At 62.0% G+C, this 21,366-nt stretch carries 21 protein-coding genes; 13 read left to right on the forward strand and 8 right to left on the reverse strand.

Annotation, left to right across the window (positions count from 1 at the left end; translation table 11 throughout):
* Positions 1 to 197: 197 nt before the first annotated feature.
* Positions 198 to 1,574 carry an MATE family efflux transporter gene (locus HMPREF0372_RS05645; protein ID WP_007489701.1) on the reverse strand — a complete coding sequence of 459 codons (1,377 nt, stop codon included), beginning with the start codon at positions 1,572 to 1,574 and terminating at the stop codon, positions 198 to 200.
* Between the two features lie 193 nt (positions 1,575 to 1,767).
* Between HMPREF0372_RS05645 and HMPREF0372_RS05650 the strand changes: the two genes are divergently transcribed.
* Positions 1,768 to 2,289 carry a PadR family transcriptional regulator gene (locus HMPREF0372_RS05650; protein ID WP_007489702.1) on the forward strand — a complete coding sequence of 174 codons (522 nt, stop codon included), beginning with the start codon at positions 1,768 to 1,770 and terminating at the stop codon, positions 2,287 to 2,289.
* A gap of 537 nt (positions 2,290 to 2,826) precedes the next feature.
* A complete protein-coding gene (locus HMPREF0372_RS05655) occupies positions 2,827 to 4,479 on the forward strand; it encodes a recombinase family protein (protein WP_007489707.1) in 1,653 nt (550 codons plus the stop codon).
* A gap of 72 nt (positions 4,480 to 4,551) precedes the next feature.
* On the opposite strand, the gene HMPREF0372_RS05660 is transcribed toward HMPREF0372_RS05655, so the two are convergent.
* From HMPREF0372_RS05660 to HMPREF0372_RS05685, 6 genes are read right to left on the reverse strand one after another with little or no spacing between them, the layout of a single operon-like run.
* A complete protein-coding gene (locus HMPREF0372_RS05660; RefSeq protein WP_007489709.1) occupies positions 4,552 to 5,184 on the reverse strand; it encodes a stage II sporulation protein R in 633 nt (210 codons plus the stop codon).
* Between the two features lie 54 nt (positions 5,185 to 5,238).
* Entirely contained in the window at positions 5,239 to 6,111 is an 873-nt protein-coding gene (ispE, locus tag HMPREF0372_RS05665; RefSeq protein WP_007489711.1) for a 4-(cytidine 5'-diphospho)-2-C-methyl-D-erythritol kinase, read from the reverse strand.
* 12 nt (positions 6,112 to 6,123) lie between these two features.
* Positions 6,124 to 7,404 carry a DUF1015 domain-containing protein gene (locus HMPREF0372_RS05670; protein WP_007489712.1) on the reverse strand — a complete coding sequence of 427 codons (1,281 nt, stop codon included), beginning with the start codon at positions 7,402 to 7,404 and terminating at the stop codon, positions 6,124 to 6,126.
* A gap of 13 nt (positions 7,405 to 7,417) precedes the next feature.
* Positions 7,418 to 8,020, reverse strand: coding sequence for a bifunctional phosphoserine phosphatase/homoserine phosphotransferase ThrH (gene thrH, locus HMPREF0372_RS05675; protein WP_007489713.1), 603 nt, complete (start codon positions 8,018 to 8,020; stop codon positions 7,418 to 7,420).
* Positions 8,021 to 8,057: 37 nt separating this feature from the next.
* The gene (locus tag HMPREF0372_RS05680) at positions 8,058 to 9,245 is read right to left on the reverse strand and encodes an aminotransferase class I/II-fold pyridoxal phosphate-dependent enzyme (protein ID WP_007489714.1); all 1,188 of its coding nucleotides are present in this window, start codon (positions 9,243 to 9,245) and stop codon (positions 8,058 to 8,060) included.
* Positions 9,242 to 9,721, reverse strand: a complete 480-nt coding sequence (locus tag HMPREF0372_RS05685; protein WP_009260149.1) for an Lrp/AsnC family transcriptional regulator — start codon at positions 9,719 to 9,721, stop codon at positions 9,242 to 9,244. The genes HMPREF0372_RS05680 and HMPREF0372_RS05685 overlap by 4 nt, the downstream gene beginning before the upstream one ends.
* A gap of 255 nt (positions 9,722 to 9,976) precedes the next feature.
* On the opposite strand from HMPREF0372_RS05685, the gene HMPREF0372_RS05690 reads away from it, so the two are divergent.
* From HMPREF0372_RS05690 to HMPREF0372_RS05730, 9 genes are all read left to right on the forward strand, one after another.
* Positions 9,977 to 10,300 (forward strand): hypothetical protein, encoded by a 324-nt coding sequence (locus HMPREF0372_RS05690; RefSeq protein ID WP_007489722.1) that lies wholly within the window; start codon positions 9,977 to 9,979, stop codon positions 10,298 to 10,300.
* Entirely contained in the window at positions 10,297 to 11,355 is a 1,059-nt protein-coding gene (locus HMPREF0372_RS05695) for a V0D/AC39 family V-type ATPase subunit (RefSeq protein WP_007489723.1), read from the forward strand. Before HMPREF0372_RS05690 ends, HMPREF0372_RS05695 begins: the two co-directional genes overlap by 4 nt.
* Before the next feature lie 36 nt (positions 11,356 to 11,391).
* Positions 11,392 to 13,344 carry a V-type ATP synthase subunit I gene (locus HMPREF0372_RS05700; protein WP_007489724.1) on the forward strand — a complete coding sequence of 651 codons (1,953 nt, stop codon included), beginning with the start codon at positions 11,392 to 11,394 and terminating at the stop codon, positions 13,342 to 13,344.
* 19 nt (positions 13,345 to 13,363) lie between these two features.
* Positions 13,364 to 13,792 (forward strand): ATP synthase subunit C, encoded by a 429-nt coding sequence (locus tag HMPREF0372_RS05705; protein ID WP_039996764.1) that lies wholly within the window; start codon positions 13,364 to 13,366, stop codon positions 13,790 to 13,792.
* A gap of 147 nt (positions 13,793 to 13,939) precedes the next feature.
* The gene (locus HMPREF0372_RS05710) at positions 13,940 to 14,248 is read left to right on the forward strand and encodes a V-type ATP synthase subunit F (RefSeq protein WP_007489726.1); all 309 of its coding nucleotides are present in this window, start codon (positions 13,940 to 13,942) and stop codon (positions 14,246 to 14,248) included.
* 23 nt (positions 14,249 to 14,271) lie between these two features.
* Positions 14,272 to 14,877: a V-type ATP synthase subunit E gene (locus HMPREF0372_RS05715; protein ID WP_021633374.1), complete on the forward strand. Its 606-nt coding sequence runs from the start codon at positions 14,272 to 14,274 to the stop codon at positions 14,875 to 14,877.
* 18 nt (positions 14,878 to 14,895) lie between these two features.
* Positions 14,896 to 16,665 (forward strand): V-type ATP synthase subunit A, encoded by a 1,770-nt coding sequence (locus tag HMPREF0372_RS05720; RefSeq protein ID WP_007489728.1) that lies wholly within the window; start codon positions 14,896 to 14,898, stop codon positions 16,663 to 16,665.
* Positions 16,666 to 16,692: 27 nt separating this feature from the next.
* Positions 16,693 to 18,099: a V-type ATP synthase subunit B gene (locus HMPREF0372_RS05725; protein WP_007489729.1), complete on the forward strand. Its 1,407-nt coding sequence runs from the start codon at positions 16,693 to 16,695 to the stop codon at positions 18,097 to 18,099.
* A gap of 22 nt (positions 18,100 to 18,121) precedes the next feature.
* Entirely contained in the window at positions 18,122 to 18,736 is a 615-nt protein-coding gene (locus HMPREF0372_RS05730) for a V-type ATP synthase subunit D (RefSeq protein ID WP_007489732.1), read from the forward strand.
* Positions 18,737 to 18,761: 25 nt separating this feature from the next.
* Here the strand turns inward: HMPREF0372_RS05730 and HMPREF0372_RS05735 are convergent, their stop codons facing one another.
* The gene (locus HMPREF0372_RS05735; RefSeq protein WP_007489734.1) at positions 18,762 to 19,328 is read right to left on the reverse strand and encodes a uracil-DNA glycosylase; all 567 of its coding nucleotides are present in this window, start codon (positions 19,326 to 19,328) and stop codon (positions 18,762 to 18,764) included.
* 398 nt (positions 19,329 to 19,726) lie between these two features.
* Between HMPREF0372_RS05735 and aspS the strand changes: the two genes are divergently transcribed.
* Positions 19,727 to 21,016 carry an aspartate--tRNA(Asn) ligase gene (gene aspS, locus HMPREF0372_RS05740; RefSeq protein WP_007489739.1) on the forward strand — a complete coding sequence of 430 codons (1,290 nt, stop codon included), beginning with the start codon at positions 19,727 to 19,729 and terminating at the stop codon, positions 21,014 to 21,016.
* Positions 21,017 to 21,075: 59 nt separating this feature from the next.
* Positions 21,076 to 21,363: an Asp-tRNA(Asn)/Glu-tRNA(Gln) amidotransferase subunit GatC gene (gene gatC / locus HMPREF0372_RS05745; RefSeq protein ID WP_007489740.1), complete on the forward strand. Its 288-nt coding sequence runs from the start codon at positions 21,076 to 21,078 to the stop codon at positions 21,361 to 21,363.
* Positions 21,364 to 21,366: the final 3 nt, after the last annotated feature.

Genomic DNA, 21,366 nt, shown 5'->3' on the forward strand with positions numbered 1-21,366 from the left:
TCAGATGTCCAATATGTATTGTAGTCCTACACGAGAAAAATGGTGGTACTCCACATCCTTTTGAATGTCATAGGCGCTTTGCGGTTTCTCCAATACAATACCAAGTATGACTAAATCAATCGACGACATAACGACACCTCCGACTTTTACTATTAACAATAGTACTATTGACAATAGTAAAAGTCAAGGGGCGTAACTTACATTTCCGAATTGGACATAGCCCGTTCTTCAGCCCTGGACAGTTCCCGATGAAGGTGCAACGCCATAAAAATAGTGATGACTACGGAAATTACATCTGCGATGGGTTGGGCATACAAAATTCCGTTCATGCCCCATACCATAGGCAGCAACAAAATGACAGGGACAAAGCAGATACCTTGTCTGCACGCTCCTAAAAAGAAGCCTGCCGCACCTTTTCCCAATGCTAGGAACAGCGAGGAATAAACCGTGTAGAAACCAAAAAGAATGAATGTGATCCCATTCGCAAACAGCGATTTTTGACCAGCTAAAATCATTTGAGTATCTCCATCGGTAAATTGAGAGATAATCTGTGTGGAAAAAATGGCCATCGCTAAGCCCACAACTAAGCAGAAACTTGTAGACCAAATGATCGAGGTTTTGATTGCTTCGCGCAGGCGGTCAAACTTCTTTGCCCCATAGCTGAATCCGGCAATAGGCTGGAATCCTTTCAAAAATCCAAAGACAACAAGTGTTCCCATAGAAGTAATTCGCGTGACTGCCCCCATGCCAGCAATGACCGAATCACCATAATCGCTGGCCGCACGGTTAATCAGTGTAATCGAAAGGCTTGTAAGTAACTGGAACACCAAAGTAGGAATACCAATTTTCAAGATTTCCGCCATCATTTGCCCAGTTGGAGAAAATGCTTTTACGCTGAATGAAAATGCGCTTCTTTTTCGCAGAACGTATGTAAGATAAACGAGTGTAGATACCATCTGTGAAATCGCGGTGGCGATTGCTGCACCAGCAACCCCCATGTCCAAAGCGTAAATGAAAAGCGGGTCCAATCCAATGTTCAATACGGCTCCCAGCAGCAAAGCGCACATGGTCGTCTTTGCGGCACCCTCGCTGCTTACAATGTTGTTCATTGTTACATTAAACACGTTGAAAATACAGGAGAGCACATAAATTCTTGCGTATGTCAGGGCATACGGCATAATCGTTTCTGTTGCGCCCAACATCGCCAAAATTGGTTTGAGGGAAATCGTAGAAAACAGAATGATAATGGCGCCAATCAGAATACTGCTATATAGTGCGGTGCTTGCCACCCTATTAGCTGTATCTTTATCTCCGCGCCCCAGTAGTCTTGACAGATAGGATGCGGCTCCGTTACCGAACATAAGGCCCAAACCAACCACAACTTGTCCCAAGGGAAACACGACGGAAATAGCACCCATTTGACTTTCGCCCAGACCGCCCACAAAATAGGCATCCACCAGATTATATAGGGCGTTGATTAACATCCCAATCATAATCGGTACGCCGAGGGCCATCAGAGCTTTGGGGATAGGCGCACTGCCCAAAAGCTCAAGTTTGTTGTTGCGTTCACTCATTGTGGATACTTCCTCCTAAAAGAATAAATTACAGTAGTATAAAGTATAGTATACTGCAACGATTATACTACTATAAATTATAGTAGTTGTCAAGGGAGTATCACCCACTCTTGACAAAGGCTATAAAATCCAATACTATAATTTATAGTGCTACCATTCAAAATACGCACTGGAGTGGAAGGGAGTGATCCACATGGCTACCATTGATTTGATTGTTCTTGGAATGTTAAAAAAAGAGCCAATGAGCGCCTATGATATACAGAAATTGGTGGAATACAGGAACATCTCTAAATGGGTAAAAATCAGCACCCCATCTATCTATAAAAAGACAATTCAGTTAGAGGAAAAAGGGCTAATCCGGGGCGAAGTAGTCAAAGAAGGCAAGATGCCGGAAAAGGCAGTTTACTCTCTGACCGAGGCTGGAGAATCCGAATTTCAACGGCTCATGTTTGAAATCTCTTCAAAGCCAATTAATATTTTCTTGGACTTCAACGCTGTAATTGTAAATCTGGATTCTTTACCGTATGAAAAGCAACGTGCATGCGTTGCAGAGATTCAGGAAAACATTAATACTTTGAAAGCCTACCTGGAAGAAAATATAAAAGAAAAGGAATGCGAACCTAGTATTCCGGCAACGGGTATGGCCGTATTGCGTCAGCAGTATATATTGGCAGAAGCAATCCAGACATGGATCAATTCTTTGGATCTTGTTTAATCAAATCAAAATAACTAAAACAGCCAGTAACCTGCGGAGCAAACTAGCAGGCTACTGGCTGCTTTGATTTAAAAATACTTTTTTCCACCTCTTTAGCGGGTAGATTCCGTCCTTTCCAGCGTAATATTGGCGAAGCAAAAAACAAGGGTTTAGGAAGCTCCCAACAAGCAAAAATCTCCGCTCCGGCAACAGGCCGGAAACGGAGATTTTGCGGAAGTGTGGCCACACTTCCTATGCTTGCTCTGTTGTGGCTTCCCCGGAAAGGAAGGGAACGGAATGGGACGAAAATGAAGGCCAAAAGAGAGCGATTATTTACCAAAACGGGGAAATCCGCTGCAAGAAACCGTCTGTTATAGGCTCGGTGGGACGGTCTATGAAGTACACACCTCCTGCGGCGGAACGGAGCCGCTTTATGACAAGATGGTGCGCCTTATTCGTGCGGAAGCCGTTGCCGCATCTGCTGACAAAGAGGAGAAAACGCAGTATAATAAAGACAGCAACCTGTTTGTCGGGCGTTCATTACAGGAGGAATGAACCATGACAGCAAACACCAATTATCCCGACAACATTACCGCTTTATACGCCCGCCTGTCCCAAGAGGACGCGCTGGACGGCGAGAGCAACAGCATAGCCAATCAAAAGAAAATCCTTATGAAGTTCGCAACCGATAGCGGTTTTCCCAATCCCACCTTTTTCATCGACGACGGTGTTTCCGGGGTGACGTTTGACCGTCCGGGATGGAATGAGATGATCCGGCTTGCCGAAGCAGGAAAGATCAGAACCGTTATTGTCAAGGATATGTCCCGTATGGGGCGGGACTATCTGAAAGTGGGCTACTATACCGAGAGTTTCTTTGCCGAGCGCGATATTCGGTATATCGCCATCAATGACGGCGTGGACAGCGACAAGGGGGACAATGATTTTACCCCGTTCCGTAATCTGTTCAACGACTTCTACGCGCGCGATACCAGCAAGAAAATCCGGGCTGTTATGCGAGCCAAAGGAAACGCCGGGGAACACCTCTGCACCAATCCGCCCTACGGGTATCAGAAAGACCTGGCAGACAAAAAGAAGTGGATTGTGGACGAGGAAGCCGCCGAGATTGTCAAACGGATTTTTGACCTGTGCATTTCAGGGAAAGGCCCCATGCAGATTGCCAAGCTGCTGACCGCCCAACACGTCCTGACGGTTAAAGCTCACTACGCCCAACGGGACGGAAAGCCGCTGCCGGAGAAGCCGTACCAATGGAGCCCGAAGTCTGTTGCGGGAATCTTGGAGCGGCCAGAGTACACCGGCTGTACGGTAAATTTCAAGACTTATTCCAAGTCCCACAAGCTGAAAAAGCGGCTGCATAACGCCCCGGAGAACCAGCGAATTTTCCCCAATACCCAGCCCGCCATTATCGAAGAACAAGTCTTTGCACGGGTACGGGAGCTGCGGGAGAACAAACGCCGCCCGGCCAAGCAAGCCGAACGGCAAGGGTTGTTTTCCGGCCTGCTGTACTGCGCCGACTGTGGAAGCAAGCTGCATTTCGCCACCGGCAAAAACATGACACCGCAGCAAGACTGCTATCGTTGCTCCCGGTATAAGAGTAATACGGGTGATTGTACCATGCACTTTATCCGGGAAGAAACGCTGAAACTGTTTGTGTTGCAGCGGATTTTCGATGTGACGGCACTGTTCTTTGACGATGCCATGGCATTTGGGGAAGCCGCGAAAAAGCAACGGTTCCAAGAAGCCGAAAAAGAGGCCAAGAAGCGCAGGCGCGAAATCGCCCAAGCGGAAAAGCGTATTGGCGAACTTGACCGGATTTTCAAACGCATTTATGAGGACGACATCAGCGGTACGATCAGCCATGAACGGTTCTTGAAACTCTCCGCCGACTATGAGGCAGAACAAAAAGAACTGACGGAGCAGGTCAAGGCATGGCGGGACGCAGTAGAAACCTTTGAACAGGATCAAGCCGATTTTGCCAGCTTTGCAGCCATTGTGCGAAAATATGTGGGCATCCGGGAACTGACGCCCACCATCGTCAATGAGTTTGTAAAGAAGATCATCGTCCATGCGCCGGACAAGTCCAGCGGCCATCGCAGGCAGAAGATCGAACTGGTCTGGAACTTCATTGGAGAAGTCAACCTGCCGGGTGCCGCTCAGACCGTGGAACGGCAAAGAAAAGGCAGGACGGCATGACTTTTCAGCCATGCCGCTCTGCGACAATTAAATTACTTCCTTATGGGGGCGCACCTTTGCGCAGGCCGCTTTTTATCGCCCTTCCAGCCAGCCCTTGAACTGCTCCAGCAGCTCCACGGCCTTGAACTTCACCACGTAGCCCTCGTCCTCCCCGGTCATCAGGGAGACCTGGTTCTCCGTCAGCCCGGCCTCCAGGGCGGTTTCCTGCGTGGTCTCGCTGACGGAGCCCAGGCATAGGGGCGGGAACACCACGCACCACCAGTTCTGCCCGCCCCCCGCGCCGATCTCGATGCGCAGGGCGGTGTACGCCCCTGCCGGGAGGGCGAAGTCGGTATAGGTCTTGGTGGGGAACCAGTAGTCGTGCACCAGTGAGGCGGTCACCGGATAGGAATAGCCCGCCTCCCCCACCACCTCCGCCCCGGCGGCGGCCAGGTCGTACAGGTGGGCGCGGAGGAGCTCCTCTGTCTCCGCCCGGCCGGCTCCGGGAACAAACAGCTCCTCCGCCTCAGCCAGAATCCGGTCCCGCACCCGGAGCTTGAGGGCCTGGTCGGCCTCGGAATCCGAGTTGGCCAGCACGTGCAGGCGGATCACCTGGTCGGACAGGGCCGCCTGGGCCCCGTCCAGCCACACCCCCAGCAGAGCCGCGCAGGCCACCCCCAGCAGCAGCGCCAGCTCCCAGCGGCGCAGGGTCTTGGATTGCTTCATAAAACATCACCGTCCACTATGTAGTGCCTACATTGTGGACGGTGATGCCGGTTTCTATACCATTTTTTCCAGGCTGCGGGCCAAAAATGTATCCCGGTAGCTCTCCTGGAGCAGCTCATAGGCCCGGCGGGCGGCCTCCTCCCGGTCGAACAGGCCGAAGACGGTGGAGCCGGTGCCGCTCATAGAGGCCCCCAGGGCCCCCTGCTGAACGAGGGCGTTCTTGATGCGCTGCACCTCTGCGCCCCGCCGCTCGGGGAGCACATCCTCAAACACGTTATACATGCGCCGGGCCACTCCGGCCAGATCCCCCGCCGCCAGGGCGGCCAGCAGACCGGCGGTGTCCGGGCGGCGGCGGATGCGGCAGCCGTCCAGCCTGGCGAAGAGCTCCGGCGTGGGCACCGAGAAGGCGGGCTTGCACAGCACCACATGGCAGTCGGGCAGGGCGGGCAGAGTGGTGAGCACCTCCCCCCGCCCCTCGGCCAGGGCGGTGCCGCCCCGGACGCAGTAGGGCACGTCGGAGCCCACCCGGGCCCCGATGGCCTCCAGCCGCTCCGGCGGGAGGCCCAGCCCCAGCAGGCGGTTGAGCCCCCGCAGGACGGCAGCGGCGTCGGCGCTGCCCCCCGCCAGCCCGGCGCACACCGGGATGGACTTGTCCAGCTCAATGGACAGCCCGCCGCAGTCCGCCCCCGTCTCCGCGCACAGGCGCAGGGCGGCGGCCGCCGCCAGGTTGCGCTCGTCGGCGGGCAGGAAGCCCAGGCTGCTGCGCATGGACAGGGGCTTTCCCGTGCCGGTCTCCAGGCGGAGGGCGTCGCTGAGGGTCACGGTCTGCATGACCATGCGCATCTCGTGGTAACCGTCGCTCCGCCGGTCCAGCACGTCGAGAGAGAGATTCAGCTTGGCGTAGGCCCTTGTTTCCAGAACGGGCATCGGGTCACCCCCTTATCGGATCTTGCGCGCCTCCAGGTAAAAGCGCTTGTCGTGGGCCTCCCCCATGGAGAAGGTCTTGCGGGGGAGCACCCCGTCCCGGATGACGGTGGGAAAGAGCTGCTCCTTGCCCATGGCGGGCAGCAGGAAGGCGATATTGCCGGGGCGGGCGGCCAGATCCCGGGCCACATCCGCGCCGTGGATGTAGTCGATGCTCCCCCCGTGCTCCTTCACGTAGGCGTCCAGGAAGGGCTGGAGGGTGCCCACCTCCAACTGGGCCTCCGGGCGGGGCACAGTGACCGCGCCCTTCCCCCCGGCATGGGAGAAGCGGAGCACATGGCCGTCCCCCTCCCCCCGGTATGCGCCTGGGAGGGCGGAGAGCAGCTCCTCCACCACCCGCTCCGGCTCCACGCCGAAGACCACCCGGTGGATGGGCTCGAACTCCAGGGAGGCGTCGTGGAGGTTGACCAGCTCGCACAGGGCGTACCGGGCGGGCAGGCTGTCCCACTGCTCCCTGGGGGTGAGCTTCTTCTGCCGCTCATAGCACTCCTTGGCGGTGGCCAGGGAGTGGTTGCCGTCTCCTACGGCGAAGAGGAGCACCGGCTTGTCCTCCACGCCGTAGCGGGCGCGGAAGGCCGCCGGATCGGCCAGCTTCCGGAGGGCGGCGGCCACCAGGGCCATGCTCTCCCCGTCCAGCCGCCAGCCGGCGATGTGGCCGCCCCGCTCCATGAGGTCGAAGTCGTACACCTTTTCCATCTGATCCTTGCGGGCGGAGAGGGGCTCAAGCACCGTCTTTTCCGGGTCGTCGGCCAGCAGCATCACGTGGGGCAGCTCCAGGGGGGCGTTCTTGCGCACCGCCACCCGGGGCGGAATGCGGGCCATGACGGTGCCCTCGGTGGCCCGCACCTGGGCCTCCGCGCCGGGCTCGTAGTCGTACTGCTCCAGATCCACCATGCCCACCAGGCCCCGGCGCAGGCGCAGGTTGTCCAGCCGCCGCTCCACATAGATCAGGCTGGCGGGCAGGGTGCAGAACCGCTCCTCCCGCAGGTAGCGGGTCATGGTGTTGTTGACCTCCATGATGTCGGTCTCCACGCTTGGGCCGTCCAGGCAGCTCTCGGGCAGGATCAGGCGCAGGGTGGATGGGGCGGAGCCCACCAGCTCCTCCACCTCCTGCCAGTACTCCGGCTGGGAGGTGTACTGGTCGCAGGCCACCACCGACCACTTGGTGTAATCACAGTTCTGGGGCAGGAGGATGTCCGCCGGGCGGAAGGCCAGGCCGTCAAACGGGTCGCGCATACGTCCGCCCTCCTCAGTCCATGGCCCGCCGGATGGCGGCCAGCAGCTCGTCAAAGCCCTCGTAGGCGGGCACCTCCGGGTGATCGGCCTTGATCTGCGCCGTGCTCTTGAAGAGGAAGCCGGCGCGGCTGGCCTGGATCATGCCCAGGTCGTTGTAGCTGTCCCCGGCGGCGATGGTGTCGTAGCCGATGGACTGGAGGGCCTTCACCGTGGTCAGCTTGGACTGTGGGCAGCGCATGCGGAAGCCGGTGATGGCCCCGTCGGGCGCCACCTCCAGGGTGTTGCAGAACAGGGTGGGCCAGTTCAGCTTTTTCATCAGGGGCTGGGCGAACTGCTCAAAGGTGTCGCTGAGGATCAGGACCTGGGTGAAGCTGCGCAGCTCGTCCAGAAATGCCCGCGCGCCGGGCAGGGGGTCGATTTGGGCAATGGTAGCCTGAATCTCCCGCAGCCCCAGGCCGTGCTCCCGCAGTATGCCCAGGCGGTACTCCATCAGCTTGTGATAATCGGGCTCGTCCCGGGTGGTGCGCTTGAGGGCGGGGATGCCGCTGGCCTCGGCAAAGGCAATCCAGATCTCGGGGACCAGCACGCCCTCCATGTCCAGACAGGTGATGTACATATGCTGCCTCCTCTTATGAATGGGGGTGGATGGAAGCTCAGCCCTCCCGGGCCTGCTTCTTGCGCAGGTTGGTCAGGAAGTTGTCCATGCGGGTCAGGGCCTCGGCGATGTCCTTCATGCTGGTGGCGTAGCAGCAGCGGATGAAGCCCTCGCCGCCGGGGCCAAAGGCGGCGCCGGAGATGACGGCTACCTTCTCCTCCATCAAAAACCGCTCGCAGAATTCGTCGGAGGTCAGGCCGGTGCCCCGGATGTCGGGAAACACGTAAAAGGCGCCCTTGGGCTCGAAGCAGGGCAGGCCGATGCGGCGCAGGCCCTCCACCAGATAGCGGCGGCGGCCGTCGTACTCGTCCCGCATCTTCTCAATGTCCACGTCACCGTTGCGCATGGCCTCAATGGCGGCATACTGGCTGGTGGTGGGGGCGGACATGATACCGAACTGGTGGAGCTTGAGCATCTGCTGGAGAATGGGCGCGGGGCCGCAGACGTAGCCCATGCGCCAGCCGGTCATGGCGTGGCTCTTGGAGAAGCCGTTGACCACGATGGTGCGGTCGTACAGCTCCGGCAGGTTGGCGGGCGACACGTGCTTCTGGCCATAGGTCAGCTCGGCGTAGATCTCGTCGGAGAGAACCATGGCGTTGGTGTCCTTCAGCACCCCGGCCAGCTCCTCCAGATCGGCCCGCTCCAGAATACCGCCGGTGGGGTTGGAGGGGAAGGGAAGCACCACGGCCTTGGTGCGGGGGGTGAGGGCGGCGCGGAGCTGCGCGGCGGTGAGGCGGAACTCGTTCTCCGCCTTCAGCTCCACGTACACCGGCGTACCCCCGGCCATGGACGTCAGGGGCCCGTAGCACACAAAGGAGGGCACGGGGATGATCACCTCATCGCCGGGGTTGAGGATGCACCGCAGGGCCAGGTCGATGGCCTCGCTGCCGCCCACGGTGACCACAATCTGATGGGCGAAGTCGTATTGCAGGCCGAAGCGGCGGTTCAGGTAGGCCGCGATCTCCCGGCGCAGCTCCGCCATGCCGGCGTTGGAGGTGTACTTGGTGAAGCCCTTCTCCAGAGAGTAGATGCCCGCGTCCCGGATGTGCCAGGGGGTGACGAAATCGGGCTCCCCCACGCCCAGAGAGATGGCATCCTTCATCTCCTCCAGGATATCGAAAAAGCGCCGGATGCCGGAGGGTTTGACCTCCTGGATGCGCCGGCAGAGTATTTCATCGTAATTCATGAAAAGATCCACTCCTTCTCCTGCTGCTCCTGCTTTTCAAAGATCAGGTGCTTCTCCTTGTACTTGTGCAGGATAAAATGGGTGGCGGTGCCCGTCACGTCCTCCAGGGTGGACAGGCGCTCCCCCACAAACTGGGCCACCTCTTTCAGCGTGCGGCCCGAGATAATGACGGTGAGATCAAAGGCGCCGCTCATCAGATAGACGCTCTCCACCTCGTCGTACTGGTAGATGCGCTCGGCCACCCGGTCAAAGCCGTCGCCCCGCTGGGGCGTCACCTTCACCTCAATGAGGGCGGTGACCGCCTCCCGGTCGGTGCGGTCCCAGTCCACGATGGCCTGATAGCCCAGGATGGTCTTGTCCGCCTCATAGCGCTGAATGGCGGCCTTCACGTCCGCCACGGTCATATCCGTCATGGATGCAAGCTGTTCATGGGTCAGCGTGCAGTCTTGTTCCAGAAGCCGGAGCAGCTTTGCCATAATACTTCCTCCCATCTGCATTTGAGCCCGCGCAAGCCGCGGGACAGCTTTATAAACTCTTATTATATACGCCCCCTCCCAGGATTACAATAGCGCATTCAAGCTCCCCCGCGCGGCATTCGCCGCTTTGTGCGGTATGATGAAATATTTTATTTATCCCTGCCATTTTCTTGTAGAAATCCATCTCCCGATATGGTATGATAAACGGTGACGTACAAATCCCTTTTCACTTCAAACAACGACGGAGGTGTTACGATGGACTACGCCGAGATGGTCAGCCAGATCATGGCCGCCGAACAGGGTGCCAAGGTGCTGGCGGAGGAGTCCCGTGCCAGGCGGCAGCAGCTCCAGGCCGGCCTGGAGCAGGAGATCTCCGCTATGCGCGAGAGCTATCTGGCGCGGGCCCGGCAGCGGCTGGAGCAGGTGCAGCAGACTGAGGAGGCCGCCGCCGAGGAGGCGCTGGACCGGCTGGACCGAAAGCTGGAGCAGACCATGCGCGCGGTGGAGGCGTCCTATGAGAAAAACAAGGAGCGCTGGGTGGACACCCTGTTCTCCCTGATCGTGGGCGTGCAGCCGTGAAAAACGCGGAGATGACCTACGGCGCGCTGTCCGCCAAGATCCGCGCCCTCTACGGCAAGCGCCTGCGGGCGGACGACTTTGCCCGGCTGGCCGGGCTGAAAAATGAGGCCGAACTGCTGGAGGCCCTGCGGCAGCACCCGGGCTGGAGCCGCGCCCTGTCCCTGGTCCCCCCCGGTGCCTGGTCCTACGTGGGCCGGGTGGAGATGGAGGGCGCTCTGCGGGACGAGCTGCGGCTGGAGTACCGGAGCCTGTCCTATTACGTTCCCCGGGAGGACAAGCCCCTGATGCAGTTCCAGCTCCGGGCTGCGGAGCGGAGCGCCCTCCTGGCCGCCCTGCGCCGGCTCAAGACCGGCCGCTACGCCAAGGAGCCTCCCCCCACGTCTGCGGTGCCCCTCCGCCTGCGGCTGGACGAGGGGGCCCTGGCCTCCTGCACCAGCTACGACCAGCTCCTGGACGCCGCCCGCGACACCATCTACGCGCCCGTGCTCCGGCACCTGCGCCCAAGCCGGGACGGCGCACTGCCCGACTTCACCCTGGCGGAGGCCGCCCTGCGCACCGCCTACTTCTCCCACCTCTACCGCATCGTCCACCGGCAGTATACCGGCCGCACCCAGAAGGTACTTCTCCGCGCCCTGGGGGAGCAGATCGACCTGCTCAACATCATCCATGTGCTCCGCCTCAAAACCTACTTCCCCCAGACGGAGCCGGAGACCTATCTGCGCGTTCTCTTCCCCTTTCACTACCGCCTCAACCCCGACTTCACCCGCGCCCTCTGCGCCGCCCCCGGCGTGGACGACGTCTTCGCCCTGCTGCGGGACTCCCCCTACCGGGACTGCTTCGACGGCGTGGCGGTGGGCGCGGTGGAGGAGTACTACCAACGGGCCATCTGCCGCTTCAACAAGCGTCAGCTCACCGCCGTGCCCCCCTCCATTTACACCGCCGTGGCGTACCTGGAGCTCAAGGAGCTGGAGCTGAGTGTGCTGATTAACGTGATCGAGTCGGTGAAATACGGCGTCTCTTACCGCGCAGAACTCGCAGATCTGGTGGGCCAATAAGCCCCCCAAGCCCATGTCAAGGAAGGAGCTACCGCAATGTCCGTTGTCCCGATGAAGCTGCTCACCATCGCCGGGCCGCTGGAGCGGTTTGACGATGTGGTGCGCGCCTGCGTCATCGACCAGGAGTTCCACCCGGAAAACGCCCTGCAGCTCATGCGGAGCGTGAAGGGCCTGCGGCCCCTGGAGCTGGAAAACCCCTACAGCGCACTCCTCCACCGCTCGGTGGAGGTGGCCGATGAGGCGGGCATCCCCCTGGCCTATGCCCCCTTCGACCCCGCGTCCCCCTTGGAGGATTTCGCTTCCTATTTCGATTCCCTCTCCGGGCGCATCGCCGCCCTGCACCGGCGGAGGGAGGAGCTGGAGCACAAGGCCGACGAGGCCCGCAGCATGGTGGACCAGCTCCAGAACCTCCGGGGACTCAACGTCAGCCTGGACGAGCTCTGGGGCCTGGATCACGCCCGGTTCCGATACGGCTACCTGCCCCGGGAGACCTACGACGGCTTCCGGGAGGCCCTCAACGAGGAGGAGGACATCTTTTTCGTCCCCACCACCCTGGGCGCCCGGCGGGTATATGGGGTCTACTTCACCACCAAGGAGGCCCACCACAAGGTGGACTCCCTGTTCAATTCCCTGCACTTTGTACGCATTCGTCTGGAGGACCCGCCCGGCGGGACGGTGGACAACGCCACGGCAGAGCTCAACGCCCAGGTGGAGGCCGCCCAGGCGGCGGTGGCCCAGGTGGGGCAGGAGCTGGAGGAGCTGCGCCGGCAGGAGCGGGAGCACATTCTATCCAGCTACTCCTACCTGCGCTACCACAGCGAGTGCTGCGGGCTGCGCCAGTACGCCTGCCGCAGCAAGGGCACCTTTTACCTCACCGGCTGGGTGCCGGCGGCGGCGGTGCCGGAAATCGAGGAAACGCTCGCCCGGTTCCCCAACCTGTCCTGCGTAGCCGATACCGCCGATGACGTGCGCCACGCCAAGCCCCCCACCAAGCTGAAAACCTGCTTCCTGGGCCGGGTGTTCCAGCCCTTCCTGGAGATGTATGGCCTGCCCGCCTACAACGAGAAGGACCCCTCCCTGTTCATGGCCCTGACCTACTGCCTGTTCTTCGGCATCATGTTCGGCGACCTGGGGCAGGGGCTCTGTCTGGCCCTCATTGGCCTTGTACTGGCCAGGTGGAAGGGCATGTGGCTGGGCGGCATCATCACCTGCTGCGGCCTGTCCGGCGCGCTGTTCGGCTGCGTCTACGGGTCAGTGTTCGGCTTTGAGGACATTCTCCCCGGTTTTAAAATCATGGAGGAGACTACCTTTGCGGGCCTGGGCGTGGTGAGCAATGTCCTGCTGCTGCTGGTCCTGTCCATCTGTCTGGGCGTGTTTATGCTGCTGCTGGTGATGGTCATCAACATCCTCAACGGCATCCGCCAGAAAAACTATGAAAAAATCCTCTTCGGGCCCAACGGCGCGGCGGGCATCGTGTTTTACGCCGGACTGCTCACCGCGGCCGTGTCCACCCTGGCCTTCGGCGTGAACCTGTTCACCCCCGCCTATGTGCTGCCCGTGCTGATCCTCCCCCTGGTGCTCATGCTCCTGCGGGAGCCGCTGTCCCATCTGCTGGCCAAGGACCCCCACTGGAGGGAATTTTCAGTGGGCGAGGTGCTGGGCACCGGCTTCTTCGAGCTGTTCGAGACCCTGCTCAGCTACCTGACCAACACCCTGTCCTTCATGCGCGTGGGCGCCTATGCCATCACCCACGTGGGCCTGATGCTGGTGGTCCACATGCTGGCCGGCCTGGCCGGCGGGGTGGGCGGCCCGGCGGGCATCCTGATCCTGGTGCTGGGCAACGCCTTCGTCATGGGCTTCGAGGGCCTTCTGGTGGGCATCCAGGTGCTCCGTCTGGAGTTCTACGAGCTCTTCGGCCGCTTCTACGACGACGGCGGCATCCCCTTTGTCCCGAAAAAAATCGACTATGCTGCCCGCACAAACGGGTAATCCTGAGGAGGTAGTCACCATGCTGAAATTCATTGTCCTGTTCTTTGCCGCCTTCGCGGTTTTCTCCCCCCTGTTCCTCATCGGCATCCGCAAGTACACCGGACGCAGGGCCAAGCGGGCCCTTGGCGCCAACATCGCCTCCTTCTTCGCCTTCCTGGTACTGGCCAGCGTGGTGGGCATCGGCGGCAGCGCCTCCGCCGTCGGCACGCCTGAGGCCGCCGCGGCGGCTGGCGGTATCGCCGAGGGCCTCAAGTACGTAGGCGCTGCCCTGGCCGTGGGCCTGAGCGGCATCGGCGGCGGCATCGCCGTGGCCTCCTCCGCGTCTGCCGCCCTGGGCGCCATCTCCGAGAACGACAAGGCCTTCGGTAAGGCCCTCATCTTCGTTGGCCTGGCCGAGGGTGTGGCGCTGTACGGCCTGATCGTGGCGCTGCTGCTGCTCTTCGTGTAATCCGTCCAGAGGTATCGGTGTGCTGCGCAGGCGCACAAGGTAAATTGCCCCGAGGGGCAAGAGAAGGCACCCTGGGGTGTGTCCTGCTCCGCACGGATTTTGATTTGATTTCGCCCGCGGGGCGGGCGAAACGCTGAGAGGCAACTTATGAAATACTTCGTCATCACCGACAGCACGGATACCCAGGTGGGGCTGCGCCTGGCTGGCATCGAAGGGGTCGTGGTGCGGGAGGAGCCCCTGGTGCGCGCCGCCATCCAGACCGCCGCCGCCGATCCCGACATCGCCGTGCTGCTCATCACCGAAAAGCTGGCCGCCCTGTGCCAGGATCTCATCGCCCCGCTGAAGCTCACCGCCCAGCGGCCCCTGGTGGTGGAGATCCCCGACCGGCACAGCGCCGGCCGCGCCCCCGACTCCATCACCCGCTACATCCGGGAGGCCATTGGAGTCAAGCTCTGACCAGCTCCGTGAGGAGGTTAACTATGCCTGATATGAATCAAAAGCTGGACCGCTTCACCGCCAAAATCCTGGCGGAAGCCGCCGACGAGAGCAAGCGCGCCCTCGCGGAGGTCAAGCGCCGCCGGGAGCTCCGCCTTCAGGAGGCGGAGGACGCGGCGCTGAAGGAGGCCTACGAGTACATCCACGGCGAGGTGGCCCGCATCCAGTCGGAGGCCGGGCGGGGCGTGTCCCGCCATATGCTGGAGAACAAGCGGGCCCTCTACCTGCGCCGCACCGAGATGGCCCAGGAGGTCTTCGCCCTGGTGCGGGCCAAAATCGCCGCCTTCACCCGCACTCCCGCCTATGGCCAGCGGCTCACTGCCCTGCTGGCCGAGGCGCTGGAGCAGCTCTCCGGCGCGGAGGAGGTGCTGGTTACCCTGCGGGGCGACGATCTGAGCTTTCGGGAGGCCCTGGCCGCCTCCGCGCCCCAAATCCGCCTGACCTTCCGGGAGGGGGACTTCCGCCTGGGCGGCCTGATCGCCGAGTCCCCCGATCTGGGCCTGCGGGTGGACTCCTCCTTTGACAGCGCAGCCGGCGAGTTGTCCGGCCACTTTGCCGAGCTCTTCGGCCTGTCGCTCTCCGACGAATAAGAAAGGATGGTACTTCCAATGAATCAAACGCACTATACCATCCACGGCATCAACGGCCCGGTCGTCAAGGTGACCGGCGGCAAGGGCCTGGCCATGATGGATATGGTCAGCGTGGGCGAGGAGGGCCTGATCGGCGAGGTGGTCAGTGTGGACCGCTCGGCCACCACCGTCCAGGTCTACGAGGACACGGCCGGCCTCAAGCCCGGCCAGCCGGTGGTGAGCCAGGGGGCCCCCATGGCCATCACCCTGGGCCCCGGCATGCTGACCAACATCTTCGACGGCATTGCCCGCCCCCTCAAGGTCATTGAGGCGGAGAGCGGCCCCTTCATCGGCCGTGGGCTGAACATCCCCTCCCTGGACCAGGAGAAGACGTGGGATGTCACCCTCCATGTAAAGGCAGGCGACGTTCTCGCCCCCGGCGCACTCTATGCCTCCTGCCCGGAGACCCCCCTCATCGTCCACCGCTGTCTGGTGCCCGCCGGGGTGTCCGGCCGGGTGACCAAGGTGGCGCCCGCCGGGGCCTACCGGGTCAGCGACACTCTGGTGGAGCTCACCGACGACCACGGGAGGGTGCACTCCCTGTCCCTGGCCCAGCGGTGGCCCATCCGCACCCCCCGCCCCATCGCCCAGCGGCTGCCCATCGACCGGCCTCTGGTCACCGGGCAGCGGATCATCGACACCCTTTTCCCCATCGGAAAGGGGGGCGCCGCCGCCATCCCCGGCCCCTTCGGCGCGGGCAAGACCATGACCCAGCACCAGCTAGCCAAGTGGTCGGACGCGGACATCATCGTCTACCTGGGCTGCGGCGAGCGCGGCAATGAGATGACCCAGGCTCTGGAGGAGTTCTCCGAGCTGCTGGACCCCAAGAGCCAGCAGCCCCTGATGAACCGCACCATCCTCATCGCCAACACCTCCAACATGCCGGTGGCCGCCCGCGAGGCGTCGGTCTACACCGGCATGACCATCGCCGAGTACTACCGGGATATGGGCTACCATGTGGCCCTCATGGCCGACTCCACCTCCCGCTGGGCGGAGGCCCTGCGGGAGATCTCCGGACGGCTGGAGGAGATGCCCGCCGAGGAGGGCTTCCCCGCCTACCTGGCCTCCCGCCTGGCCGAGTTCTACGAGCGGGCGGGCTATGTGAAGACCCTGGAGGGGAAGGAGGGGAGCGTCACTGTAATCGGCGCCGTCTCCCCCCAGGGCGGCGACTTCTCCGAGCCGGTGACCCAGAATACCAAGCGCTATGTGCGTACCTTCTGGGGCCTGGACCGCGCCCTGGCCTATGCCCGCCACTTCCCCTCCATCAACTGGCTGACCTCCTACTCGGAGTACGCCGACGATCTCAGGCCCTGGTACGACGCGCACGTGGGGCCGGAGTTCGTCACCTGCCGCCACCAGATGGCCCACCTACTCCAAAAGGAGTCGGAGCTGATGGAGATCGTCAAGCTCATCGGCGCGGACATCCTGCCCGAGGATCAGAAGCTCATCATCGAGACCGCCAAGCTCTTCCGGGTGGGCTTTCTCCAGCAGAACGCCTACCACGCCATCGACACCTATGTGCCCCTGGACAAGCAGCTGCGCATGATGGAGCTGATGCTCAAGCTCTACCACGGGGCCAAGGACATCGTCTCCCGGGCCATCCCCCTGTCCCAGCTCAAGGAGACCGGCATCTTCGAGGCCCTGGCCAAGATGAAGTACGAGGTGCCCAACGACGGCCAGGAGAAGTTCGCGGAGTATGACGCCGCCATTGAGGACGCCCTGCGGCAGGTCAACGAGGCCAACCGCTGAGGTTGGAGATAGAGGTGAAACACTGACATGAGACTGGAATACATCGGCCTTTCGGAGCTGTCCGGCTCCCTCATTGCCCTGGAGGGGGTCAAGGACGTGGCCTACGACGAGATGGCGGAGGTCACTCTGGAGAACGGGGAGCGCCGCTATGGCCGCGTCATCCTCATTGACGGCGACCGGGTGGTTCTCCAGGTATTTGAGGGCACCCGGGGCATCTCTCTGGAGAACGCCTCCACCCACTTTGTGGGCAAGAGCATGGACATCGCCCTGTCCAAGGAGATGCTGGGCCGGGTCTTTGACGGCGCGGGCCGCCCCATCGACGCCCTGGGCGAGATCTACCCGGAGGAGCGGCGTAACATCAACGGCTCCGCCATCAACCCCGTCTCCCGCAAGTACCCCCGCAGCTGCATCTACACCGGCATATCCGCCATCGACGGCTGCGCCACCCTCATCCGGGGGCAGAAGCTGCCCATCTTCTCCGGCTCCGGCATGAAGCACAACGAGCTGGCCGCCCAGCTCGTGCGGCAGGCCAGGGTGCCCAACCAGGACGGGGAATTCGCCATCGTCTTCGCCGCCATGGGCGTGAAGAACGACACCGCCGAGTTCTTCCGCCGCTCCTTTGAGGAGGCCGGCGCCCTGAGCCGGGTGGTCATGTTCCTCAACCTGGCCTCCGACCCCATCATCGAGCGCATCCTCACCCCCCGCTGCGCCCTTACGGCGGCGGAGTTCCTGGCCTTTGAGCACGGCTACCACGTGCTGGTGGTGCTCACCGACATGACCTCCTACTGCGAGGCCCTGCGCGAGTTCTCCTCCTCCAAGGGGGAGATCCCCTCCCGCAAGGGCTTCCCCGCCTACCTCTACTCGGATCTGGCCTCCCTCTACGAGCGGGCGGGCATGATCCACGGCCGCGCCGGCTCGGTGACTCAGGTGCCGGTGCTCACCATGCCCAACGACGACATCACCCACCCCATCCCCGATCTCACCGGCTACATCACCGAGGGACAGATCGTGCTGGACCGGGAGCTGGATCAGAAGGGCATCTATCCCCCCATCGCCATTCTCCCCTCCCTGTCCCGCCTGATGAAGGACGGCGTGGGCAAGGGCTTCACCCGGGAGGACCACTACGACGTGTCCAACCAGCTCTTTGCCTCCTACTCCAAAGTTCAGGACGCCCGCAGCCTGGCCAGCGTCATCGGCGAGGACGAGCTGAGCGAGCTGGACAAGCAGTATCTGGCCTTCGGCGACGCCTTCGAGCGCAGGTTTGTCCACCAGAGCCTGGTGGACAACCGCACCATTGCGGAGACGCTGGACCTGGGGTGGAAGCTGCTGACCATGCTGCCCAGGGGCGAGCTGGACCGGGTGGACGCCAAGACCATCGAGGCCCACTATGTGGAGGGGGCGTGGAAGGAACTCTTTGAGCGGAAGCAGTCGTAGCCCAGAAAGGAGCTGAACCGCCATGGCCAACCTGCTGCCCACCAAGGGCAACCTGATCGCCGCCAAGCGCTCCCGGACGCTGGCCCGGACGGGCTACGAGCTGATGGACCGCAAGCGCAACATCCTCATCCGGGAACTCATGGGCATGATGGACACCGCCAAGGAGTTGCAGGGACAGATCGACGCCGTCTTTACCGAGGCGTACACCGCCCTCCAGGCGGCCAACATCCGCCTGGGCATCTGCGACCGCATCGCGGAGGCGGTGGATGTGGACGACTCCCTGACCCTGCGCTACCGCTCCGTTATGGGGGTGGAGCTGCCCCGCATCCCCGGCCAGTCCCCCCCGCCCCGGCCGGAGTACGGCATGGGGGATACCTGTTCCGAGCTGGATGAGTGCTACCTCAAGTTCTACAGGGTCAAGGAGCTGACCCGCCGGCTGGCGGAGGTGGAGACCTCTATCTACCGCCTGGCCGACGCCATCAAAAAGACCCAGAAGCGGGCCAACGCTTTACAGAACATTGTCATCCCCGGCCTGGACGGCACCATCCGCTTCATCACCGACGCCCTGGAGGAGAAGGAGCGGGAGGAGTTTGCCCGTTTGAAGGTCATCAAGCGGGTGACCACAAAACAAAAGTGAGGCGGAATTCCGCCTCACTTTTGTTTCAGTATGTGCGCACACAGACCTCCCGGATTTTGGCCTGGAGGCTCTTCAGATCCTCAAAGCTCTCCGGCCGCTTGCGGGGGTCCCGCAGCAGGGCGGAGGGGTGGTACATGGCCATCATCCACACCCCGGCCTTTTCGATCCACTGGCCATGCTCACGGGTGATTTTGAAGTCCTCCTTGATGAGCTTCATAGCGGCGATGCGCCCCAGGCAGACGATGATCTTCGGCTTGAGCAGAGCCACCTGGTTGCGCAGATAGCCGATACAGGCCTCCTGCTCGATGTTCAGGGGGTCCCGGTTCTGGGGCGGGCGGCACTTGACCATGTTGCCGATGAACACCTTCTCCCGCTTCAGGTCGATCATGGCCAGCATATCGTCCAGCAGCTGGCCCGCCCGGCCCACAAAGGGCCGGCCGGTGCGGTCCTCCTGCTCGCCGGGGCCCTCCCCGATGAACATGACCTCCGCGTCCCTGGCTCCCTCGCCGAACACCACGTTGGTCCGGGTCTCCGCCAGGCCGCACTTCTGACAGTGGATGCACTCCTCATAGAGGGCGTCCCAATCCTTCATAGTCTCTCACCTCAGTGTGTGGTTTTCGACATTGTACCACACCCGCGCCCCCGGTGCAAAAAAATTTTGTGCTTGACTTTTGCCTTCAAACTGCGTATACTACGCTCAACAAAGGCAGAGAGAACGACCGCCCCCCGTGAGGGCCGACAGAGAATCCGGGTCACCGACTGAGAGCCCGGTCCGGCAGGATGGGATGGCGCAACACGTTTGAGCCGGCGTCCCGAGCCCTGGCCTCAGGGGGTAGGCGCGCCCGTCCCACCCGCGTTAAGGGTTCCGAGTGGCGTCCGTTGCACACGACGGCGCAATTTTGGGTGGTACCGCGGAGTTTGTTCCGTCCCGAAGCTGGAAAACCGGCTTCGGGATTTTTTTATTCTTTTTTGCAGAAAGGTGTGATTGGCATGGAAGTTCTGGCAACGAAATTTGACGCGGCGGTGGTGGGCCGGAATAACCGGGCCGTCACCCTGCACGGGATGGTGCACGCCCTGCGGGATCTGGGCGGGGTCACCTTCCTCACCCTGCGCACCCGGGAGGGGCTGGTCCAGTGCGTCTGTCCCCGGCGTCCCGAGGGGGTGCGCGAGGAGTGCGCCGTCTCTGTCTCCGGCGTGCTCCGGCCCGAGCCCCGGGCGCCCGGCGGGGCGGAGCTGGCGGAGGCCCGGTTCACGGTGCTCTCCCGGCCCGCCGCGCCCCCGCCGGTGCCCCTGTCCAAAAAGAGTTCCGTCAGCCTGGACACGGAGCTCTCCCTCCGCCCGGTGACCCTCCGCGCCCCCCGCGCCCGGGCGGTGTTCCGCATCCAGGCGGCCGTCTGCCGGGCCTTCCGGGAGTTTCTCCAGGGGGAGGGCTTTACCGAGATCCACACCCCCAAGCTGGGCCGGGCCGGGGCCGAGGGAGGCTCCAGCCAGTTCCGGCTGGACTATTTCGGCCGGAAAGCTGTGCTGGCCCAGTCCCCCCAGCTCTACAAGCAGGCCATGGTGGGGGTGTTTGAGCGGGTGTATGAGATCGGCCCGGTGTTCCGGGCGGAGAAGCACGCCACCCAGCGGCACCTGAACGAATATACCTCCCTGGATCTGGAGATGGGCTTTCTCCACTCCTTTACCGACCTGATGGCGCTGGAGCAGGGCTTTCTGCGCCGCCTTGTGGCCCTGCTCCGGCAGGAATACGCCGGAGAGCTGGCCCTGCTGGGTGCGGAGCTGCCCGATGCGGAGCACATACCCGCCGTCCGCTTTGACGAGGCCAAGCGCCTGGCGGCGGAGGCCTACGGCTATGCCATCCGGGAGCCCTACGATCTGGAGCCGGAGGAGGAGCAGCACATCGGCCGGTACGCCAAGGAGGTGTGGGGCAGCGACTTCGTGTTCGTCACCCACTACCCCGGCAGGAAGCGTCCCTTCTACACCATGGACGATCCGGAAGACCCCCGGTACACCCTCTCCTTCGATCTGCTCTTCCGGGGGATGGAGATCACCACCGGCGGCCAGCGTATCCACAATTACGGCCAGCAGGTGGAAAAGTTAAAGGCGCGGGGCATGGAGCCGGAGGATTTTTCGGGCTACCTGCTGTTCCACAAGCACGGCGCGCCGCCCCACGGCGGCCTGGGCATCGGCCTGGAGCGGCTGACCATGCAGCTCTGCGGCCTGGACAACATCCGCCGGGCCAGCCTGTTTCCCCGGGACCGGACCAGGCTTGAGCCATAAGGAGCGGGGGCGGGCGCGGTTCGCCCCCCAGACAGCGAAGAAAAGGAGGAACCCTTCCCATGAACATTACCGAAGCGCGAATTGAACATCTGTCCGATCTGGCCCGCCTCTCCCTCCCCGGCGGGGAGAAGGAGGAGATCGCCCGGGAGCTGGAGCGAATTCTGGACTACATGGCGGTGCTGGGCGGTCTGGACACCGCCGGCGCGGAGCCGCTGAGCCACGTTTTCCCGCTGAAAAACGTCCTGCGCCCCGATGAAACCGCCCCCTCCGCCGACCGGGCGGCTCTGCTGGCCGGGGCCCCGGCCGCCGACGGGGAGAGCTTTCTCGTCCCCAAAGCCGTGGAGTGAGGT

The sequence above is a fragment of the Flavonifractor plautii ATCC 29863 genome (assembly GCF_000239295.1).
Taxonomy (GTDB): Bacteria; Bacillota; Clostridia; order Oscillospirales; family Oscillospiraceae; genus Flavonifractor; species Flavonifractor plautii.

Bases quoted from the DNA above. Each gene is read 5' to 3' on its own strand.
- HMPREF0372_RS05645 (WP_007489701.1), bottom strand. From the start codon at position 1,574: ATGAGTGAACGCAACAACAAACTTGAGCTTTTGGGCAGTGCGCCTATC.
- HMPREF0372_RS05650 (WP_007489702.1), top strand. From the start codon at position 1,768: ATGGCTACCATTGATTTGATTGTTCTTGGAATGTTAAAAAAAGAGCCA.
- HMPREF0372_RS05655 (WP_007489707.1), top strand. From the start codon at position 2,827: ATGACAGCAAACACCAATTATCCCGACAACATTACCGCTTTATACGCC.
- HMPREF0372_RS05660 (WP_007489709.1), bottom strand. From the start codon at position 5,184: ATGAAGCAATCCAAGACCCTGCGCCGCTGGGAGCTGGCGCTGCTGCTG.
- ispE (WP_007489711.1), bottom strand. From the start codon at position 6,111: ATGCCCGTTCTGGAAACAAGGGCCTACGCCAAGCTGAATCTCTCTCTC.
- HMPREF0372_RS05670 (WP_007489712.1), bottom strand. From the start codon at position 7,404: ATGCGCGACCCGTTTGACGGCCTGGCCTTCCGCCCGGCGGACATCCTC.
- thrH (WP_007489713.1), bottom strand. From the start codon at position 8,020: ATGTACATCACCTGTCTGGACATGGAGGGCGTGCTGGTCCCCGAGATC.
- HMPREF0372_RS05680 (WP_007489714.1), bottom strand. From the start codon at position 9,245: ATGAATTACGATGAAATACTCTGCCGGCGCATCCAGGAGGTCAAACCC.
- HMPREF0372_RS05685 (WP_009260149.1), bottom strand. From the start codon at position 9,721: ATGGCAAAGCTGCTCCGGCTTCTGGAACAAGACTGCACGCTGACCCAT.
- HMPREF0372_RS05690 (WP_007489722.1), top strand. From the start codon at position 9,977: ATGGACTACGCCGAGATGGTCAGCCAGATCATGGCCGCCGAACAGGGT.
- HMPREF0372_RS05700 (WP_007489724.1), top strand. From the start codon at position 11,392: ATGTCCGTTGTCCCGATGAAGCTGCTCACCATCGCCGGGCCGCTGGAG.
- HMPREF0372_RS05705 (WP_039996764.1), top strand. From the start codon at position 13,364: ATGCTGAAATTCATTGTCCTGTTCTTTGCCGCCTTCGCGGTTTTCTCC.
- HMPREF0372_RS05710 (WP_007489726.1), top strand. From the start codon at position 13,940: ATGAAATACTTCGTCATCACCGACAGCACGGATACCCAGGTGGGGCTG.
- HMPREF0372_RS05715 (WP_021633374.1), top strand. From the start codon at position 14,272: ATGCCTGATATGAATCAAAAGCTGGACCGCTTCACCGCCAAAATCCTG.
- HMPREF0372_RS05720 (WP_007489728.1), top strand. From the start codon at position 14,896: ATGAATCAAACGCACTATACCATCCACGGCATCAACGGCCCGGTCGTC.
- HMPREF0372_RS05725 (WP_007489729.1), top strand. From the start codon at position 16,693: ATGAGACTGGAATACATCGGCCTTTCGGAGCTGTCCGGCTCCCTCATT.
- HMPREF0372_RS05730 (WP_007489732.1), top strand. From the start codon at position 18,122: ATGGCCAACCTGCTGCCCACCAAGGGCAACCTGATCGCCGCCAAGCGC.
- HMPREF0372_RS05735 (WP_007489734.1), bottom strand. From the start codon at position 19,328: ATGAAGGATTGGGACGCCCTCTATGAGGAGTGCATCCACTGTCAGAAG.
- aspS (WP_007489739.1), top strand. From the start codon at position 19,727: ATGGAAGTTCTGGCAACGAAATTTGACGCGGCGGTGGTGGGCCGGAAT.
- gatC (WP_007489740.1), top strand. From the start codon at position 21,076: ATGAACATTACCGAAGCGCGAATTGAACATCTGTCCGATCTGGCCCGC.